This is a genomic window from Paenibacillus sp. NPDC056579 (genome assembly GCF_042793215.1).
Taxonomy (GTDB): Bacteria; Bacillota; Bacilli; order Paenibacillales; family NBRC-103111; genus Paenibacillus_S.
Map to the genome: position 1 here is coordinate 256,349 of NZ_JBHTVD010000007.1, position 19,055 is coordinate 275,403.

Consider the following 19,055-nt stretch of genomic DNA (forward strand, 5'->3'; position numbering starts at 1 on the left):
GTACATCCAAGCTTGCCGGGAGATGTGAAAGGCGATGAACCAAAACCAGCTGACAAGAATTTGCTCAAATGCATCAGATTTCATAAGGATCGCCGCTTCAATTAATGGATTCCTTCGCTGCGCGAGAAGAGGGCCGCATCATATGAATGTGCAGCCATGGAGGTTGTGACCTCGGAAATCAACCAGAAGCTTCCTGAGTAAAGTGCTCGATTATAACGGTGAGAAACGCTCGACTTCCGCAAGCGCCTCGGTTCGACCGGATCATCCAACGGATAGGCTCACTGGGATACATAATGGCAGGGAGCTCCTCGCGCCGAACTGCAAGCGGCACGCAGCTCAAGCCGTGTGATGCTCCCGGTATTGGCCGGGCGTCATCTGCTCGAATTTCTTGAAGATGCGGATTAAGTAAGCCGGCTGGTAGCGCAGCATGTCCGCGATCTCATGGATCTTCAAATCGGTCGTAACGAGCAGCTCTTTACACCGCTCCAGCCGAAGCCGGATCAAATAATCCGTATAAGTGGCTCCCGTAGCTTGCTTGAACGCTCTGCTCAGTTTGGACATTCCGATCCCGTAAGCATCGGCAATGGCTTCGAACGTCAGATCGTCCATATAGTGCTGCTCCAGGTGCTGGATGACCTGCTGCACGATATTCGCCACCTGCAGCTCCTGGGACGAATGAACCGCGGTCAGGAACGGGGCGAACACGCAGCTTTTGAACCACTCAAGGACCTCGGACGGTTCCGTCATCTGCATGATGTCCTCATATAGATTGGCTCCCTCATAGAGCTCCATCATATTCACTCCTGATTTCAAGACGGCTTCGTGAACGGAGCCCAGCAGCTTCATCGAAGCCTGCTGAATAAGGAGCGGCGAGCCCGATTGAGCCTGGACCGTATTCATGAACAACTGCAGACTGTTGAAGGCTTCTTCTTCATTTCCGGTTCGCAGGGCGAAGATGATGCTCTTTTCGATCTCAAACGGATAGGTGATGGAGCTTCCGCCTGCCGGGTTCAGCTCATGGACGAGCAGGATTTGATGGCTTACATTTAAATCTCTGTATTTCAACGCATTCTTCGTTTCCTCCAGGTAATCCGGGGCCTCTACCAAGGTATCCGCCGTTTTACCGATGACCACGGTCACCTGCATCTTCAAGACGGAGGAGAGCATAGCGGAAGCCGTCTCCGCCAGTTCCAAGAGCTGCTTATGCGCATCCTCGTCCGTAACATCCCATGGAAGGGCAATCATAGCTCCGACGGTGACGTCGTGATAATTTTGGACATAGACCCTGTCGAATTTGGCTGAGCACAGCTCCTGAATAATGTTCAGGTGGGCGGTGGAGATCATAGGTTCGTCTTCATTGGAGACACTTTCCTTGCCGATCATGCTGCTTAATTGAAATACGATAAAAGAGAAGCGGCGATTTTCCACATCCCAATCAAGCACCTTCAATTTGTGCAGCAGCTCTTCCTCGTTCAAATAAAAGAGATGCCCCATCAGAAACTGCATGAGCAAGCTGTCCCGAAGCGAAGGGATCGATTCCTTTACTTTGGTCTCCAGCGATTGCTGCTGCTTGAGCAGCATGGTCCATTGCCGCTCGATATAGACGGCCTCATCGCTTGCATCCATTTCCGAATCTTTGTGGAACAGCCCTATAAGCCGTCGAAGCGGCTTGTACATGCTTTTCGAGGCGAACCAAGAGAGGGGCAGCGCCGTCATCAGACCGGCCAAGCTAATTCCCGCAATCATCGTAAAAATGAAATCGACGGGCTTCATGATCGAGGATACCGGTGTAGCGGACAAATACGTCCATTGGTTGCCTAAGCGCGACATGGTTCCATAGGAGACGGAATAGCTGCGATCGTTCAGCTTGTACGTTTGGCTAACTTGCTTCTGTCTCGATGTAACCGCTTCCTTAATGAGGGTCGGAGAAAGCTGACCGCTGCGAATCATAGACGAGCTGGCGACTACGGAGCCTGTCGGGTCCAATAAGACGGCAAATCCATCCTCGGCAGCCATGTTGTACAGAAATTGATTCAAAAATTTGTTGTTGATATAAACGATGACAGCCCCATAGGCATGTACATCGTAAATGCTTTGCTTTAGCTTGACAATCATCGCCTGTCTGGGGGGAGAAGCCGTTGTGCTGCGAACCGCGTCGTTCCAGAAAATGTCTTTGTCTTCAGACAGCAGTTTCTCGAACGGCTCCCGGTCTTGTGGCGACTGGACTTGACGGAAGCCTGCTTCACTGCTCAGCAGCGTGCCGGAGCTGCGGACGTATAAGGCGACTTCCTGTATGAGCGGATTGGAGTTTTGCATTAGAGACAGGGAACGGTCGATTTCTTTCGTTTTTTCGAAATTTTGAACGAAGTCCGTGCTTTCGAGGGAATAATTCAGTGCCGGCTCCAACGTTAGCCGACCTAGAAACAGCTCCAGCTGGGATAAATAATCATCGAAACGCTGCGTCGTTTGGTTCAGCTGCTTTTTATGGGAAGAATTCATTTCTTCGACCATTCGATTGGTCAATATGGCGTATAAGAGAGTTCCCATTAAAAGAATCGGTACGCAAGCAGCCAATAAGACGGTTATCAGGTATTTGCGGTATAAAGAGCCTTTTTTGGGTGTGAATCGCATGGCGTGACCTCCCGGGTATTTCTGTTGTCTGTGCCAATCGAGGTGTGCGGAAATAAGAGCTCGAGGGATTCAATAGATAGTAATTATACGTAAAAGTAAGATTTATGTAAATATATAGTTAGAATTAATTTCATAAATTGTTAATTTCATGTTAGTTGGAAACGGATTCATTAACAGGCTGGAAAGCGCGCTGTGGCACGGAATTCAGCGTTCTGCAAGAAGTTATTATTGCCGGAAATGGCATCGGCCGCTATCGTTGGACTCAACTCGAAATGGTTAGGAGGTTGCTTATGGCATCACCGTCCGTACAGAATGCACAGGCCGCTCTGAATAAAAAAACGCTGCGGCGAAGCACTCTTCTTGCAGACTTGATCAGGGACAAATATTTGTATTTGCTTGCGCTGCCCGGTTTGCTTTATTTACTGATTTTCAAGTATATTCCGATCGGCGGCCTCGTTATTGCTTTTCAAAACTACTCGCCCTATATGGGGATGTGGAATAGCGAATGGGTCGGGCTCGAGCATTTTCAGAGGCTGTTTGCGGAAGAAGAGTTTTGGATGCTGTTTCGCAACACGATGGCGATCAGCTTGTTGAATTTACTGTTCTTCTTCCCGTTTCCCATTCTGTTATCCCTATTGCTCAATGAACTGCGAAGCATGCTGTTCAAAAGAATCGTGCAGACCATTATCTATTTGCCGCACTTTCTGTCCTGGGTTATTATTATCGGCTTAACCTTTTTGATGATGTCTCAATCCGAAGGCTTGATTAATAAGATCATTCAATCGGCAGGGGGAGAAGCGGTTCCGTTTTTGACCAATCCGGACTATTTCTGGATTCTGCTCACGCTTCAGTCTATGTGGAAGGAAGCAGGCTGGGGGACGATCATTTTTCTAGCGGCTATGGCTGCCGTCGATCCTCAGCTGTATGAAGCCGCCCGAGTGGATGGGGCAGGGAGATTGCGCCAGGCATGGCATATTACATTGCCCGCGATCCGCAACGTCATTGCCATTCTGCTCATCCTGAGGCTCGGTCATGTCATGGATGTCGGCTTCGAGCAGATTTACCTGATGATGAACGGCGCCGTCGCCGACGTAGCCGATGTGTTCGACACCTATGTGTACCGCAAGGGAATCCAGCAGGGAGAATTCAGCTACAGCACTGCCGTCGGACTGTTCAAATCGATTGTCGGCTTCATTCTTGTATTATTGGCTAACAAAGCGGCCAAACGGCTTGGGGAAGAAGGAGTCTTCTGATTGCGTCTGAAAGAAAAGTCATGCCTTGAATACGAAGAGGGGGGTACTATGCAGCAGACTTGGAAAGACCGCGTGTTTAACAGCTTGAACATTACATTCCTGCTTGTCCTCAGCCTGGTTTGTCTGTTCCCGTTTTACTACATTACGGTCGTATCGTTTACCGACCCGACGGAGTATTACCAAAAGCCGTTCATTTTGTTCCCCGAGAAATGGTCGCTTGGAGCTTACAAATATCTCATGTCGACCGGCTCGTTTGTCAAATCGATCGAAATCAGTACCGTGCTGGCCACGCTCGGAACAATTCTTAGCCTGATCGTCAGCTCGGGGCTGGCCTACGCCGTCTCGCGCCGGCGGCTCCGGTTTCGCCGGACGCTGATGCTGCTCATCTTTTTAACGACGATTTTGCAAGCGGGAATGATTCCGTCCTATATGGTCGTCAAAGGTCTCGGTATGCTAAACAGCGTATGGGCGATGATCATTCCGGCGTTAACCGGCGGGTGGTACATCCTCCTGATGAAAGGGTTCTTCGACAGTATACCGGACAGCCTCGAGGAAGCGGCCCGAATCGACGGCTGCAATGAACTGGGCGTGTTCTTCCGCATTATAATTCCACTGTCACTGCCTGCGCTTGTCGCCTTCGGCCTTTTCTTCGCCGTCGGGTACTGGAACACATTCTTCAACGCAGTGATCTATATCAACGACCATACGAAGTGGCCACTTCAGGTGCTGCTCCAGCAAATGCTTATCGACCCGATGACAGCCGTCGGAGGGGCTTCCACTCAGATCGTTTCCGAAGTAAGGATGCCGTCGGAAACCTTGAAGATGGCGGCCGTCATCATAGCGACCGTTCCGATTATGATTGTGTACCCTTTTCTTCAGAAGCACTTTGCCAAGGGGGCTATGGTGGGCTCTATAAAAGGATAATACCAATAATTTATTTTACGGGAGGAGCACTAAAATGATCAAACAGGGAAAACGGGTTACAGTTACACTTGCGGCCTTCGGGCTTATGACTTCCGCTTTGCTTAGCGGCTGCGGGGCATCCAATCCCGGCAGTTCGGCCAACTCCGGAAGCAGTGCCGGCGGTAAAACGACGGATATCAGTATTATGGTCATCAATTACGGCAAACAATTCGCCGACGAGAATAACGTCATGTGGAAGGAAATCGAGAAGAGGACCAATACCAAATTGCATGTCACTTGGGTTTCGCCGAACAATATTTTGGAGAAAACGAACGTGACGCTGGCATCCGGGGATATTCCCGATCTGATGTTTCTGGAATCTCTTGAAACTCCTCAGTTCCGCAGCATGATCTCGCAAGGGGCTTTCTGGGATTTGACCCCATTCCTTAAAGATTATCCGAATTTTAAAAATGTGCCGGATTATGCTTGGGAGAACAGCAAAATCAACGGCAAGGCGTACGTCGTTCCGCGGCCTTACCCGGTTGTAGGCGGCGGCCTGTTCCCGCTCATCCGCAAAGACTGGCTGGATAAATTGAATTTGAAAATGCCGGAAACCCTGGACGATTTCAAGAAGACGCTCCATGCCTTCGTCAACAACGATCCCGACGGCAACGGACAGAAGGATACGACCGGTTACTCGGCGATGACCAGCTCCTTAGGCTTCATCTACAATGTTTATAACAACACGAACGGGGAATGGAAGGAAAAAGACGGGAAGCTCGTGCCGATCATTACCGAGCCGGAGTCGAAGGAAGCGCTGCTGTACATCAAGAGCTTGTATGATGAAAATCTCATCAGCAAGGATTTCCCGGTGCTGAAGCTGTCCAATATCGGGGATGCCGTCAACAGCGGCAAAGCGGGCTCCGCCGGTTATGCGATGAACAACGGATGGACGTTTACAGCCGAGCTGCGCAAGACGAATCCGCAGGCCGCCATGGTGCCCGTTCCTTTCTTGAAGGGGCCTCAGGGCAACAAGTTCACCATTTCCACTGACGGTTACTATGGAGCTTTCGCCATACCGAAGAAGGTGCCTGAGGATAAGGTAAAGAAAATTCTCGCGTTCATGGATTACGGCTACAGCAAGGAAGGCAATGATTTGGCCAACTACGGGATCAAGGACGTTCATTATACGGAAAAAGACGGGATGAAGGTGACGACGGATAAGTTTGAGACGGACTTGATCGACGGCAACTTCAAAGGGGTATACATCTTGAACAGCAACGATCTGGTGACGCTTGTGCCCGGCATTACCCCCGAGTTTTATGATATCAACAAGAAAGTATACGCGGAGAGGGAGCAGGCTGCGCCGAAAAACCCGTCTGTCGGTGTGTACTCCGAAACCCGAACCAAATTGTGGACCGATCTTAAGAAAAAGGTCGACGATATGAGAGTGAAGATCATTATGGGGCAGGAGAAAATCGAAGTATATGACGCTTTTATCGAGAAGCTGAAGCAGGACGCGGAGCTGCAGAAGATGATCAAGGAAATGAACGAATCTTATGCTCAGAAGACCAAGAAATAAGATTTTGGACGCGCTCCACAACAAAAGGAGGCCGCCCGGATAGGTGGTCTCAATAAGACGCAAGCTTGGCAGCGGTATGCCAGGCTTGTTGTTGTATGTGCTGCAAATGAGAGTCATCTTTTGGGGGTGAGTCCCGGGCGGAGCTGGCGAACTCCTGCCGCTGTTACCCGAGAGCAAGAGCGGTTGTTACCCCGCACAGAGGGCTTGGTCAGGCTGAATAGCCGGGCGCCCGTTTACAAATAATAGCATCGATGATCTAATACGAAGGGAGTCTAAGTCGATGCGCGTTACAAAGGCAGGCAAGCGAGGATTGCTGCTGACACTTTTGCTGACGCTGGCGGTCACGGCAGGCTGTACGGCTGACAAAAGAACCGTCAAAGTCGGCATCGAGAGCAATTTCCGGCCGTTTACGTATACGGAAGGAGGAGAAAATAAAGGCTTCGAGGTCGAATTATGGAAGGTGCTCGCCAAAAAAGCGAACCTCGAATACGAATTGGTGCCGATGGACTCCGGAGAGATAACCCGGGCGCTGAGTAAGGGAGATATCGATCTCGCCGTGGCAGGAATGACGGTGAACAAAGCGCGCAAGGACAACTTTGCCTTTTCCGATCCTTACTTTCAGACGGGACTGGTCATTCTCACTGCCGCAGATAACAATCAAATTAAAGGAAAAGACGATTTGGCGCAAAAAGTGATCGCAACCAAGAACGGAACGACGGCATATACCTACGCCGGCAATATACAAGGAGCGAAGGAAATCCGTGGCTACCCCGATATTACGGAAGCCTACGATGCATTGGTGAACAAGAACGTGGACGCCGTCATTTTTGATGAACGGAACGTTCATGATTACTTGCAAAACTCCGGCAAAGGCAAGGCGAAGATGGTCGGCGAAGTATTGAACAAGGAAAGCTACGCTGTCGTTGCGAAAAAGAAAAACAACTACATGGGCAGAATCAACGGCGCCATCGAAACCGTCTCCAAGGACGGAACCTACGAAGCCTTGTATAAGCAGTGGTTCGGAGGACAGCCGAAGAAGCTGCCGGGAGAATAAATGTTCATATAAAAAAGCCGGGATTCCGAAGAATCTGCCGGCTTTTTTTCTTACCCGCGAAACGCCTCATTTCTTCTTCCGCATGCGTTCCTCGCGCTCCCACTTTTTCAAATGGGGAAAAGGATCGAAGGACCAATCGGTCAGACCGTTATCACGATACAATCCGTAGTGAAGATGCGGAGGAAATTTCCCTGAAGTCCCCGGTTTACCGTACCCTGAGCTGCCGACGTAACCGATGACCTGGCCTGGGGTCACAATATCCCCTTCTTTGACTTCCTTATTGAATCCGGATAGATGAGCGTAATAATGATATACGTTGTTCAGGTCACGGATTCCGACTCTCCAGCCGCCGTAAGGATTCCATCCCATGACTTCAATCATGCCGTATGCCGCGCTTCGTACAGGGACGCCGTACCCTGCGAACAGATCGGTGCCTTCGTGAATACGGTAGCCGCCCCATCCCCGGCTAGCGCCCCATGTGCTGCGATATGAATAATCGGCTTTGAGCGGCATGACGAAGGTATGCTCGTGAAGATCAAGCGTATCGAACTTGGCATAAATTTGCGCGAATTGCTGGATGCGTTCAACGCTTCTCGTGTTTTGGTAATACTCCCAGAGCCCGATCCTCAAGTCTTCCTCAGCGGTACCAAACTTCAACAGCAGCGTCGCCATCGAATTCAGCACATCCAGATCGTTGGTCCGTTCGGCTTTGCCGTCGCCCGAGCCGTCTCTGCCGACGCCGTCAAACAGTGCGATGCTGTTTTCATTCGTATCCTCGTTGTCCGGATTCATCATTCCGCACCATTGCAGCTCTGAGAAATAGATGCCGACAAGTCCGTTGCTTACCGGTCTTTTGCGTGCCAGATTAATCGTCCGTTCGTATTGATCAATTGCCGCCAAGTAGTTCCATGGAATGCCTGTTACTGCGCCAACCTTCTCGAACACATCTTTGCGTTCGGCAAAGACGGCTTTCATATTGGTGCCCGGTGCTCCCGGCTTTGGAGCAGCGGCATGTGCTGCTTTTGCAGGGAAAGCCGCTCCGATAAGCAGGCCCCCGCATATCGATAATGCAAGAATTGGGCGCTTCCATCTCGCTGCCATAAACTTTTGACCTCCACCATGTACTTTCAGAGCAGATTTTGATACGTATAGGATGTGAACCGCGGCCTGTTTTTATCCAGAGAAAGGGTAGCGGCGGTTTCAAGAGAATCATTTTTCAGGTATATAAAATTTTGGTATAATGTTGGAATTTAATAGCTCGGCAGCTGCCTGGCAGGGAGGAATTCAAAATGGGCTTTCAGCATAGGGAAGAGCATGTGGACGAAGGAATGATCGTGCTTCAGGCTAACATTGACGATATGAACCCGGAGCTTTGTTCTTATGTAAGCGATCTGCTGTTCGACGCGGGTGCGAACGATGTGTATTGGATACCGATCATTATGAAAAAAGGCCGCCCCGGCGTCATGCTGAACGTATTGGTTGACGAGAAGCTGCTGGAGGCGATGGAAGCCGTAATTTTCCGCGAAACGACTACGATAGGGCTTCGCTATATGCGCGCATCGGTTCATAGGCTAGGAAGAGAGTTCGAGGCGGTATCCACCCCTTGGGGAGAGATTCATGTAAAAGTCGGCTACCACCGCGGCGCGATGGTGCAATTTGCTCCAGAATTCAAGGAGTGCGAGCAAGCGGCCAAGCAGCACGGCGTGCCGTTGAAGCAAGTGTACGATGAAGTGAAGCGGCGGTTTTTTAACAATGACAAGCAGCAGCCGCTGGATTAAGGCAAAAGCAAAAGGACACCGGTCAGGTGTCCTTTTGAATTAGTTGCACGAAGTGCTGGCATTGTGCCCATGAGAGTGCGATTCGTGCTCATGGTGGCTATGCTTATGGATATGGCGCCGATCATCGTGCTCATGTTCATGTTCGTGGTCATGATCATGCGAATGACTGTGATCATGGGAATGGCCGTGATCGTGAGAATGACTGTGATCGTGAGAATGACTGTGATCGTGAGAATGGCTATGATCGTGCGAATGGCCGTGATCATGGGAATGGCTATGATCGTGCGAATGGCCGTGATCGTGCGAATGGCCGTGATCGTGCGAATGGCCGTGATCATGGGAATGGCCATGTTCATGCGAATGATCGTGATCGTGCGAATGATGATGCTCATGCTCATGCGCATGGTGATGATGGTGGTGCACAGGGGTGTGAACCGCCTCGGGATGAATTTGATATTTATGAATAAATGGATCGGCTTGGCCGATCACGACACGCAGCACGTTCGGCTGATTCGGCAAATCACGGGTTCCGGCACCGTAACCAATAGATTCAACGATCATCGGAGGGTAGCTTTTGGCGAACTCGTCAACCAGTCCGGAAATAATACCGGCCCCTGTAGGCGTCGTCATTTCCATCGAATAGGAAGTAGGCGCAATAGGCAAACCGCGCATCATTTCGAGCGTAGCCGGAGCCGGTACTGGATAAATGCCGTGATCGCAGCGGACCGTTCCCGAACCGAGAGGTACCGGGGAAGCGTAAATTTTTTCCACATCCAGGGAGTCCATAGCCAGAGCGACGCCGATGACATCCACGATGGAATCGATGGCTCCTACTTCATGGAAATGAACCTTTTCCACTGGAATGTCGTGAATTTTCGCTTCAGCAACGCCGATTTTTTCGAAAATAGCCAGGCTCAGCTTCACGACCCGTTCGTTGAATCCTGCACGGTGAATGAGCTGTACGATTTCCGAGTAATGGCGGTGGTGAGAAGGCGGAGTATCAGGGTCCAGCACGACGTCCATTTTCAAGGCGGAAATTCCCTTTTTGTTGACCCGTTTCCAGTCGAGAGAGAACGGTTCAATTGTTATTTTGCTTAACTCTTCTTCGATATAATTACGGTCCGCACCCGCATCCACCAAGGCAGCCAGGGTCATATCGCCGCTAATGCCGGAGAAACAATCCAAATAAGCTATTTTCATCGTTAATCCCTCTTTATCGTAGTTTTGTAAATCAATGCGGCGTTATAGCCTGCGCCAAAGCCGTTGTCGATGTTAACCACCGATACGCCGGATGAGCAGGAATTCAGCATCGCGAGCAGCGCCGCGAGACCTTGAAAGCTTGCGCCGTAGCCTACGCTGGTCGGTACCGCGATAACAGGCTTGGAGACCAGTCCGCCGACTACGCTCGTCAGCGCGCCTTCCATGCCGGCTGCTACAACAATGGAAGTAGCTCCACGGATGACTTCCAGCCTGCGGAACAGGCGGTGAATGCCGGCAACGCCTACATCGTAAATCCGCTCTACGCGGCAGCCCATGATTTCCGCTGTGAGCGCCGCTTCCTCGGCAACAGGTAGATCCGAAGTGCCTGCACAGACGACAGCTATGTAACCCGAGCCTTCCGGCTTGCGCGCCGCATCGTTCTGGTACCAGGTCAGCACGCGCGCTTCCTCGTGATAAGTGACTCCTTCAATCCTGCTCTGCACGTGATCTGCTTTATCTTTGCTGATACGAGTCGCCAGCACACGGTCGGAGTGCTGCATAAGCCTTTCGAATATGGCGGCGATTTGCTCCGCGGTCTTGTGCTCACCGTAAATTACTTCCGGGAAGCCGGTGCGCCGCGCCCGGTCGGTGTCCAGCTGGGCGAATCCGAGATCTTCGACTCCATCGGACTTGATCTGCGTCCCTTTGACGATTTCGTCAAGCTGCTCCTTTGCTTCCGCAACATCCAAATCTCCTGAGCGAACGAGCTTTAATATCGATTCCAAATTTATCATGAAAAACACATTCCTCCGGACACAAAAGGTATTGGGTTATAACGAAAATAATATCGCTTTTAGTTTATCATAAATGAAATGGAAAGTGGATTGTTCGAGCGTTCGTTGATATAATAGCTTCAAGAGTAAGGACTAAGGACAATGAACTAGAAAGCAGGGACAGGATATGTCTACTCGTCAAATAGAGCGCAAACCCGATTGGCTGAAAATAAAATTAACGACCGGAGATAACTTCAAGGAATTAAAAAATATGATGCGCGGCAAGACGCTGCATACGGTATGCGAGGAAGCCAAATGCCCGAATATTCATGAATGCTGGGCTAACCGTACCGCTACCTTTATGATTTTAGGCGATATCTGCACCCGGGCATGCCGCTTTTGCGCCGTGAAGACAGGGCTGCCAACCGAGCTGGATCTTCAGGAGCCGGAGCGCGTAGCGGAAGCGGCCGAGCAGATGGGACTTAAGCATGTCGTCGTGACATCCGTTGCGAGAGACGACTTGGCAGACGGAGGAGCCTCGATTTTTGCTGCGACGATTTTGGCTATCCGCAAACGGCTTCCTATGTGCAGTGTCGAGGTGCTCATCCCCGACTTTTTAGGCAGCGAAGAATCCCTTCGTACCGTGCTGGAGGCCAAGCCGGACATTTTGAATCATAATATTGAAACGGTAGAGCGTCTTTCCGATAAAGTGCGTGCAAAAGCGAAATACGAGCGTTCGATGGAGCTTTTGAAGCGTTCTAAACACATTGCGCCCAAAATTCCTACCAAATCAAGCATTATGCTTGGCGTTGGGGAGGAATGGAACGAAATTTTGCAGGCGATGGACGATTTAAGAGCGGTGGACTGTGATATTATGACGATAGGCCAATATTTGCAGCCTTCCTTGAATCATTTGCCGGTATCGAAATATTATACGCCCGAGCAATTTGCCGAGCTCAAAACCGAAGGAATGAAACGCGGCTTCAGCCACGTCGAATCCGGTCCGCTGGTACGCAGCTCGTATCATGCGCATGAGCAGGTTAAATCCGCCAAGCAAGCATAAAGGCGGCCAGTTATTGAATGAGTTTCACCTCGTGAAACTCAGCCAAATGCTTTCGTAGCCAGTTTCACTTCGTGAAACTTTTTAGGAGGGACCCAAACTAGTGATCCACATAGCCAATAAAACGTACGAAGTGGTGGTAGACCACAAGAACGGCTGGAAACCCGAGGCGTTCCGCGACCGATATAGCGAAGTGCTCGAAAGGTATGATTTTATCGTCGGCGATTGGGGCTATAATCAGCTGCGCTTGCGGGGCTTTTTCAAGGACAACCACCCGAAAGCAACGAAAGACTCCTCCATTGCAACGCTTCAGGACTATTTGAACGAATACTGCAATTTTGGCTGCGCTTATTTTATTATTGAGAAAGTGCCGTCCAAGCATGCGAACCTCCCGCAAGAGACGGGAAGCGCTATGGATGTCGAGGAGGCACAAGCGCAATCCGAGACAGCGGCGGATTCAGAGCCGGTAGCCAGGCTGCATGCGGAGCCGGAGCGCCAACGTGAGCCGCAGCAGCCTCAACAAAGCCAGCAGCAAAATACGAATCAGCACAACAGCAATCAACAGCAGCACAACCCGAATCACCAGCATAGAAAGAATCACCAAAACGGCTCCGGGCACAAAAACCGGAATCATCATCATAAACATGCGCAGCGCCAGTCCCAATCCAAGGAGCAGCAGGCGCCGGTAAAAGAGCAGCAAGTGAAGCAAACTTAACGAATGAACCAAGCCAGCCCTGATGGGCTGGCTTTTTTGACCACATTGGGAAGTTTAAAATCGAGAAAGTGTATCGGAGATCCTTCCAATTGGCGATCTTCGTGCATGAAAAAAAGAAGCCTCGTATGAATCAAGGCTTCTTCTCCGGAATCGGCTCATAGCCGATAAAGGCTTCACGGACCCGGCTCCAAAACGGGAAGGGGCGGAAGCGGGCGAATTTCACTTTTTTGCCTGCCGCGACCATGCTGCGAATGGATATAATATCGTTCCGCTGCATAATGACGTGATCCAGCGACAAAATGATATTCTGATTGCTTCGCGGATAAATATCGCAATGATGATGCTTCGGAAGCAAAATCGGCGATCCGAGCGTTCGGAACACCCGGTTGTTGATCGAGGCGATCTCCGCAATCTGGATGGAATCGAGCGTCGGATGTACGATGGCGCCGCCGAGACTTTTGTTATAGGCGGTGCTGCCGGCCGGCGTCGAAATGCAAATTCCGTCGCCGCGGAACGTCTCGAACGGCTCGTCATTGATATGCAGCTCCGCCATCAGCGTTACATCCACGCCTTTGAGTGTAAACTCGTTCAGAGCCAGCTGCGTTTCGATACCTTGATTCGTCGTGATTTGAATCTCGACGAGTGGATATTTTACGACGCGCAGGTCGTTTTGACGAGAGCTTTCTACCATCAGGTCGGCGAGCAGCTCGACTTCATCCGGCTTCCAGTCAGCAAAAAATCCAAGTCTCCCGGTGTGGATACCGACGAAAGCGATCGTCTCCAGCTGTTCTTTGTATTGATGGAACGCATGCAGCATCGTACCGTCGCCGCCGATAGACAAGACCACATCGGGATGCTTCTCATCGTGGACAAGGCCGTGCTGTCCGACGAGCCGGTGGAATGTTTGCATGAGTTGGAAGGACACTTCGTCTCCGCGGTGAACAACATTATACTTCAATCGGGTATCCTCCTAAGAGTTTTGCGAAGCAAAACTTACTTCGTAAGCATAAGCCTTGAGTTTTGTAATGCAAAGTTTGCTTCGCTCGCGAATTACTCGCTCGTACGTGTACAATATTCGTCAATCTGATGAGTCAGGCTTTCCGGCACATTCCGGAATTCCACAGCGATCCGGTACGAATCGTTGCTGAAATGGGTGACGCGGACAATCTCTCCGTTCACGACAAATTTGTTAGGATGATCCGGCAGGACGAAGCTCAGCTCCAAAAATAACGGATAAAAAATACGTGTATTCGTTACAAACGAGAGCCCGCCGGCGGAAATATCCTGAATTTGTCCGGAAAAAGCAATTCCTTGATGCGTGGACGCCTTGCGCACGCCGATAATCCGGCAGGTGAGCGGAGTCCTGACCGGCAGGTGGATACGCTGGAACCTGCGGTTTTGAAACGTGCTCAGCTCCTGCGGAGCCGTGAGAGTTAGCGTGCAGACATTGCGCTTGGATTCTATTTCGAGCAGGTCTACAAAAGCGTAATATAGAATTCCCCGCTCGCGGAATGAAAATTCGATAAAGCATACGTGGTGCAGCTTTTCCAAAGGGTTCATCTGAAACTCCATGGTAGCGACCAGCTGCTGTTCATCCACTTTTTGCAGAACGAAGCTGTCCTCGTAGCAGAACGGCATTCCTTCTTTAGTCTCACCGACAATAATAAGGTTGGCGCTCATTCGAGGCACAATCATTTCGTAACCTAAAGCTTGGTTCCAATTCATAGGATCACCATAGAGTAATAGTAGTAAACATATAACTCCATAATAATCAATATTTCCAGATAACACAATGGCAGAGCCTATGCGAAATGCAAAACGCTCCCTACTAAAGACCTAAATGGCCTTTGATAGAGAGCGAGAAGGGCTGTTCTTTGGTGTTGAAAAATGTCGAAACTTACAAGGTCGTTACGAGCGGCAGCTCGAACGATGTAGCAAAATTAGAGCTGATCGGATGCACGCGGACAGAGAAATGTGCCCGATGACGAAGATGCGAAGGAACAAGGGCACGGTACTGGACGACCCGGTCTTCAAGCTCCTTTACCGCCTCCATCGTAACGACGACCTGATGCCAGCCGTCGCTCCGCTCCTCGTAGTAAATAAGCTCCACCGCCGTATCTTTGTACCAAATGGGACCAAACCGGATCGTAGCTCTCACTTCCTTGAGCGGCTGTCTGGTATCCGTCAAGCCGGATGCGGCACCCGTCTTAGCGGCTGAAGCGGCGCTGCCCCCGTCATTGACCTCCAGAATACGGACATAATGCCAGTTGGACAGTACAAACTGCTTGAAATCCGCAACCTTCGTCACTGTATCGTAATTATTGGCAATAAACGAGAGCGTGCGTCTCAAGGTTGGGATGTAAGTGAGATTCGTATAGTCCATTACCATGCGGTCCGTATTATAGGCGGGTGTCAACGATTGGATGGAACGCTTCATGCGGGAGACCCATTGCACCGGCAGCTGGCCCTGATTGTAATACAAAGGGATGATTTCCTGCTCCAGCTTCCGGTAAATGGACTCCGTATTTTCCCGATGCTGCGTGCTGCTGTCGGCATTGTTGTTTCCATCGATACTCCAGCCGTTACTGCCGTCGAAGCCTTCCTCCCACCAGCCATCGAGGACGCTGAAGTTGATGGCGCCGTTCATTGCGGCTTTTTGGCCGCTCGTTCCGCTCGCCTCGTAAGGCCTCTGAGGATTGTTAAGCCACACGTCGACTCCTTGCACGAGATGCCTCGCCAGATGGATGTCGTAGTTTTCCAGCAGCACGATTTTGCCTTTAAAACGGTCCATTTGCGATACCCGGTAAATTTCCCGGATTACTTCCTGTCCCGGATGGTCGGCAGGGTGGGCTTTGCCCGCAAACAAAAATTGTACAGGCCGGTCAGGGTTATTAACAATGCGGTCCAGCCGGTTCAAATCGTTAAAAATCAGATTGGCGCGCTTATAGGTCGCGAATCTTCTGGCGAATCCGATAGTCAGCGCGCGGGCTGACAAAAAGCCGCGCACTTCCTCGACCTTCTCGGCGGGCAGATCGTTGCGTCTTCTTTGCTCTCGAAGATTCGCTCTCGCATAGCGAAGCAGCCGTTCCTTCAGCTGCATGTGAACCTCCCACAAAGATTCCGGCGGTATAATATCGATCGCGCGCCACAGGTCGCTGTTGGTCTGATTGCTGACCCAGGTTCCGGGCAAAAAGCGGTCGAACAGCTCCTTCAGCTCGGGAGCGAGCCATGATTTCATATGAACGCCGTTCGTAATATGGCTGATCGGAACTTCCTTTTCGTCAATGCTGCCGTGGAAGGAGCGGAACATATTGCGTGAAACCCGGCCGTGCAGCTTGCTAACCCCATTGCGCAGCGCAGCCGTATTCAGCGCGAGATGCGTCATGTTGAACAGCGGCTTGGCGTTGTCCAGACCGAGCTTCATCCACGCTTGCTTATGCTCCTTCCATTTGGAGAACATCGAGCTGAAGTAATACTCCACCATGGAAGGGGGAAACGCGTCATGACCGGCAGGGACGGGAGTATGGGTAGTAAAGACGGAGCTCGCCCGGATCACTTCCACCGCTACGTGAAACGGTACTCCGCTCTCCAGCTGCTCGCGAATGCGTTCTATCCCCTGGAAGGCGGCATGCCCTTCATTGATATGATAAACGGCTGTAGGCAGCTCAAGCGCACGCAGAGCGCGGACGCCTCCGACTCCGAGCAAAATTTCCTGAGCGATCCGAATATCCTGATTGCCTCCGTACAGCTGAGCCGTAAGCTCCCGGTCCCAGGAGCTGTTGGCTTCATGGTCAGCGTCGAGCAAGTAGAGCTTGTTGCGTCCTATGAGAACCTGCCATAGATTCAGCTTGACGGTGCGGTCGGCCATCGGGACGTCAACGATTAGCGGGTCTCCTTGGTCCGTGACGACCTGTAAAATAGGGAGCCTTGAGAAATCGTAGCTCATCGCCTCCGCATGCTGCCAGCCTTCTGCATTGATTTTCTGATTGAAATAGCCTTTCTTGTACAGCAGCCCGATCCCTACGAGCGGAATGCCCAAATCGCTTGCCGATTTGCAATGGTCACCGGCAAGAATCCCGAGTCCGCCCGAATACATCGGCAGCGATTCATGAAAGCCGAATTCTGCGGAGAAGTAGGCGATTGTATGCTGGAGATGGTCCGGATACGTCTTCTGGAACCAGGTGGCTTCGTTATTGTAGGCGTCCCAATGCTTCATTACGCGTTGATAATGCTGAATGAAGTCTTCGTCCCGGCTCATGGATTCCCATACCGCAGGGTCGGTTTCCAACAGAAGGCGTACGGGATTGTGCAGAATTTGATCCCAACGCTCCCTGTCGATCCGGGCGAACAGATCCAGCGCGTCGTCGTTCCAGCTAAACCATAAATTATAAGCCAATTCCGGCAATCGTTCTATTTCCAGCGGCAGCTTCAGGAACGCATAAGGAAATTTCGTATTCATGCCATCACCAACCTTCGCTTCGTACGTCGTTTGACGGTCTTATTATCTTGTTATACAAACCGCTTCATACATTGTTTAACCACGAAATGCAGGAGGAATAACAAGATCAGTACAACAATAACGGAACTGAAAGCTGTAATTCCCCAAGGCAGCGAATAACGCCATAACGTTGTCAGCGGTGATTCCACATCAATGGCAGGGATAAAAGCGGCTACGGTGCCGCGATACGGCTGCAGTGGCTCCCATAACACAAATACGGCGGCAAAGGCCATAAGCCCATGAAGTAAGCGTGCCGTGATAAACGGAATATAACGCAAATTGGTACGGTGGAGCAGACTGACTACCTGTGCGTGGACCGACAAGCCGGCCCAGGAAAGAACAAACGCGGCTATCGCCACTTTATATACAAGCGGAATTTGCGAGCCGGCTCCTCCGGCAGCCTTGGCCCCCAAAGTCACCTCGAAGAATCCGTTCGCTACCGCCTGGGTCAGCGATACGGGGACGTCAAACAGCTGAAGCACCGCATTAATCCCTATGTAGAAAATGTTCATGATATGCGCGGATGTGAGCACTTCCATGACGGCGGAGAAGAAGACAACCAGTCCCCCTACGACAAAAATAAGCTGCAGTGACGATGCTACGGCCATGCGAAGCATTTCTCCCAAAGCTCTCCCGTCCTTCATCCGCGCCTCATGCATGGCATCGAAGGCACGTACCCATATCGAAGCCGCCGGACCGGCTGAAGTCGCATCAGCTGCCAATGCCGGGGTAGCAGGCTGTTTGCGTCCGTGATACCGCATCATCAAGCCAAGCAGCATCGCCGAACCGTAATGGGCTGCCGCCAAAATTCCGGCCAGGCTCGCATCATGGAAAAAACCGACGGACACCGCTCCGATCAGAAAGATCGGGTCGGAGGATGTAGTGAACGAAACGAGCCGTTCTCCTTCTTCGCGATTGACGAGCTTTTGATCCCAGAGCTGGGCCGTCAGCTTGGCTCCAACCGGATAGCCGGAGGCAAAGCCCATCGCTACGACAAACCCTCCAATGCCCGGAATCCGGAACACAGGACGCATCATCGGGTCCAGCAGCGTTCCGAAGAAATGGACGATCCCCACTCCAAGCATTAGCTCCGATATAACAAAAAAAGGAAAAAGCGCAGGGAACAAAACGTCCCACCAGATTCCTACGCCTCGGATGGAAGCGCGGAACACTTCGGCTGGGAAGACAAGCATCAAGGACATAAGGCCCAATATCAACAAGGCGATAAAGTAAAAGGGAGACAATTTCTTGAACGTCATGGCAATATCCTCCTAATAGGGAATCCATCGGATCCTCAAGAACACCATCATTTACTTATATGTACAAGGGGTAGGAGACATGCCTGTATCCGCATTGGACAAACTGTCAGAAAAATATGATAGTTTATCGTAAAATTGCTGAATGTTTTGAATAATTATGGTACAATAGTACCAAACCAATATGAGAATAGGGGTTGATCCGGATGACGGCTGTGATTGCTGGAATTCTCGTATGTGCGTTTGTGTATGTCATTAGGGAAACCTTGATGACTTCCGGTGAAGAGGATCTGGAAAGCTAGTACAGTGAGTGCGGTTTCTTCTAAGGTTTGGATGCTAATCGCGAAATCGA

General features: G+C 50.9%; 15 protein-coding genes. 7 read left to right on the forward strand and 8 right to left on the reverse strand.

Annotation, left to right across the window (positions count from 1 at the left end; translation table 11 throughout):
- Nucleotides 1-336 precede the first annotated feature (336 nt).
- Nucleotides 337-2,631, reverse strand: coding sequence for a helix-turn-helix domain-containing protein (locus ACFQ88_RS26035; RefSeq protein ID WP_379458577.1), 2,295 nt, complete (start codon nucleotides 2,629-2,631; stop codon nucleotides 337-339).
- A gap of 290 nt (nucleotides 2,632-2,921) precedes the next feature.
- Here ACFQ88_RS26035 and ACFQ88_RS26040 point away from each other — a divergent pair, with 290 nt between their 5' ends.
- The 4 genes from ACFQ88_RS26040 (at nucleotide 2,922) to ACFQ88_RS26055 (ending at nucleotide 7,423) form a co-directional block, all read left to right on the forward strand.
- Nucleotides 2,922-3,884: an ABC transporter permease gene (locus ACFQ88_RS26040; protein ID WP_379458579.1), complete on the forward strand. Its 963-nt coding sequence runs from the start codon at nucleotides 2,922-2,924 to the stop codon at nucleotides 3,882-3,884.
- Nucleotides 3,885-3,932: 48 nt separating this feature from the next.
- On the forward strand, nucleotides 3,933-4,808 hold the full coding sequence (locus tag ACFQ88_RS26045; protein ID WP_379458581.1) for a carbohydrate ABC transporter permease: 876 nt from the start codon (nucleotides 3,933-3,935) through the stop codon (nucleotides 4,806-4,808).
- Nucleotides 4,809-4,842: 34 nt separating this feature from the next.
- Nucleotides 4,843-6,369, forward strand: a complete 1,527-nt coding sequence (locus ACFQ88_RS26050) for an extracellular solute-binding protein (RefSeq protein ID WP_379458583.1) — start codon at nucleotides 4,843-4,845, stop codon at nucleotides 6,367-6,369.
- Between the two features lie 280 nt (nucleotides 6,370-6,649).
- Nucleotides 6,650-7,423, forward strand: a complete 774-nt coding sequence (locus tag ACFQ88_RS26055; protein WP_239628851.1) for a transporter substrate-binding domain-containing protein — start codon at nucleotides 6,650-6,652, stop codon at nucleotides 7,421-7,423.
- Nucleotides 7,424-7,489: 66 nt separating this feature from the next.
- On the opposite strand, the gene ACFQ88_RS26060 is transcribed toward ACFQ88_RS26055, so the two are convergent.
- A complete protein-coding gene (locus ACFQ88_RS26060; protein WP_379458585.1) occupies nucleotides 7,490-8,524 on the reverse strand; it encodes a M23 family metallopeptidase in 1,035 nt (344 codons plus the stop codon).
- Nucleotides 8,525-8,712: 188 nt separating this feature from the next.
- On the opposite strand from ACFQ88_RS26060, the gene larC2 reads away from it, so the two are divergent.
- The gene (gene larC2 / locus ACFQ88_RS26065; RefSeq protein ID WP_379458587.1) at nucleotides 8,713-9,201 is read left to right on the forward strand and encodes a nickel pincer cofactor biosynthesis protein LarC2; all 489 of its coding nucleotides are present in this window, start codon (nucleotides 8,713-8,715) and stop codon (nucleotides 9,199-9,201) included.
- Nucleotides 9,202-9,240: 39 nt separating this feature from the next.
- On the opposite strand, the gene larC is transcribed toward larC2, so the two are convergent.
- Together larC and larB are read right to left on the reverse strand one after the other, a co-directional pair.
- Nucleotides 9,241-10,401, reverse strand: a complete 1,161-nt coding sequence (larC, locus tag ACFQ88_RS26070; RefSeq protein ID WP_379458589.1) for a nickel pincer cofactor biosynthesis protein LarC — start codon at nucleotides 10,399-10,401, stop codon at nucleotides 9,241-9,243.
- Nucleotides 10,402-10,403: 2 nt separating this feature from the next.
- Nucleotides 10,404-11,195, reverse strand: coding sequence for a nickel pincer cofactor biosynthesis protein LarB (larB, locus tag ACFQ88_RS26075; protein ID WP_239628841.1), 792 nt, complete (start codon nucleotides 11,193-11,195; stop codon nucleotides 10,404-10,406).
- A 166-nt stretch (nucleotides 11,196-11,361) separates the two neighbouring features.
- On the opposite strand from larB, the gene lipA reads away from it, so the two are divergent.
- Together lipA and ACFQ88_RS26085 are read left to right on the forward strand one after the other, a co-directional pair.
- Nucleotides 11,362-12,237 carry a lipoyl synthase gene (gene lipA, locus ACFQ88_RS26080; RefSeq protein ID WP_379458601.1) on the forward strand — a complete coding sequence of 292 codons (876 nt, stop codon included), beginning with the start codon at nucleotides 11,362-11,364 and terminating at the stop codon, nucleotides 12,235-12,237.
- A 100-nt stretch (nucleotides 12,238-12,337) separates the two neighbouring features.
- Nucleotides 12,338-12,949, forward strand: a complete 612-nt coding sequence (locus tag ACFQ88_RS26085; RefSeq protein WP_379458603.1) for a YutD family protein — start codon at nucleotides 12,338-12,340, stop codon at nucleotides 12,947-12,949.
- A gap of 130 nt (nucleotides 12,950-13,079) precedes the next feature.
- Here ACFQ88_RS26085 and ACFQ88_RS26090 read toward each other — a convergent pair whose 3' ends face one another.
- The 4 genes from ACFQ88_RS26090 to ylbJ form a co-directional block, all read right to left on the reverse strand.
- Complete coding sequence (locus tag ACFQ88_RS26090; RefSeq protein WP_239628834.1) at nucleotides 13,080-13,907, reverse strand: NAD kinase; 828 nt, start codon at nucleotides 13,905-13,907, stop codon at nucleotides 13,080-13,082.
- 92 nt (nucleotides 13,908-13,999) lie between these two features.
- Nucleotides 14,000-14,674: a flagellar brake protein gene (locus tag ACFQ88_RS26095; RefSeq protein ID WP_239628832.1), complete on the reverse strand. Its 675-nt coding sequence runs from the start codon at nucleotides 14,672-14,674 to the stop codon at nucleotides 14,000-14,002.
- Nucleotides 14,675-14,846: 172 nt separating this feature from the next.
- Nucleotides 14,847-17,408: an alpha-glucan family phosphorylase gene (gene glgP / locus ACFQ88_RS26100; protein ID WP_379458605.1), complete on the reverse strand. Its 2,562-nt coding sequence runs from the start codon at nucleotides 17,406-17,408 to the stop codon at nucleotides 14,847-14,849.
- Between the two features lie 50 nt (nucleotides 17,409-17,458).
- A complete protein-coding gene (gene ylbJ / locus ACFQ88_RS26105) occupies nucleotides 17,459-18,706 on the reverse strand; it encodes a sporulation integral membrane protein YlbJ (RefSeq protein ID WP_379458607.1) in 1,248 nt (415 codons plus the stop codon).
- Between the last annotated feature and the right edge of the window lie 349 nt (nucleotides 18,707-19,055).

Coding starts and splice junctions, on each gene's coding strand:
- ACFQ88_RS26035 (WP_379458577.1), bottom strand. CDS start 2,631: ATGCGATTCACACCCAAAAAAGGCTCTTTATACCGCAAATACCTGATA.
- ACFQ88_RS26040 (WP_379458579.1), top strand. CDS start 2,922: ATGGCATCACCGTCCGTACAGAATGCACAGGCCGCTCTGAATAAAAAA.
- ACFQ88_RS26045 (WP_379458581.1), top strand. CDS start 3,933: ATGCAGCAGACTTGGAAAGACCGCGTGTTTAACAGCTTGAACATTACA.
- ACFQ88_RS26050 (WP_379458583.1), top strand. CDS start 4,843: ATGATCAAACAGGGAAAACGGGTTACAGTTACACTTGCGGCCTTCGGG.
- ACFQ88_RS26055 (WP_239628851.1), top strand. CDS start 6,650: ATGCGCGTTACAAAGGCAGGCAAGCGAGGATTGCTGCTGACACTTTTG.
- ACFQ88_RS26060 (WP_379458585.1), bottom strand. CDS start 8,524: ATGGCAGCGAGATGGAAGCGCCCAATTCTTGCATTATCGATATGCGGG.
- larC2 (WP_379458587.1), top strand. CDS start 8,713: ATGGGCTTTCAGCATAGGGAAGAGCATGTGGACGAAGGAATGATCGTG.
- larC (WP_379458589.1), bottom strand. CDS start 10,401: ATGAAAATAGCTTATTTGGATTGTTTCTCCGGCATTAGCGGCGATATG.
- larB (WP_239628841.1), bottom strand. CDS start 11,195: ATGATAAATTTGGAATCGATATTAAAGCTCGTTCGCTCAGGAGATTTG.
- lipA (WP_379458601.1), top strand. CDS start 11,362: ATGTCTACTCGTCAAATAGAGCGCAAACCCGATTGGCTGAAAATAAAA.
- ACFQ88_RS26095 (WP_239628832.1), bottom strand. CDS start 14,674: ATGAATTGGAACCAAGCTTTAGGTTACGAAATGATTGTGCCTCGAATG.
- glgP (WP_379458605.1), bottom strand. CDS start 17,408: ATGAATACGAAATTTCCTTATGCGTTCCTGAAGCTGCCGCTGGAAATA.
- ylbJ (WP_379458607.1), bottom strand. CDS start 18,706: ATGACGTTCAAGAAATTGTCTCCCTTTTACTTTATCGCCTTGTTGATA.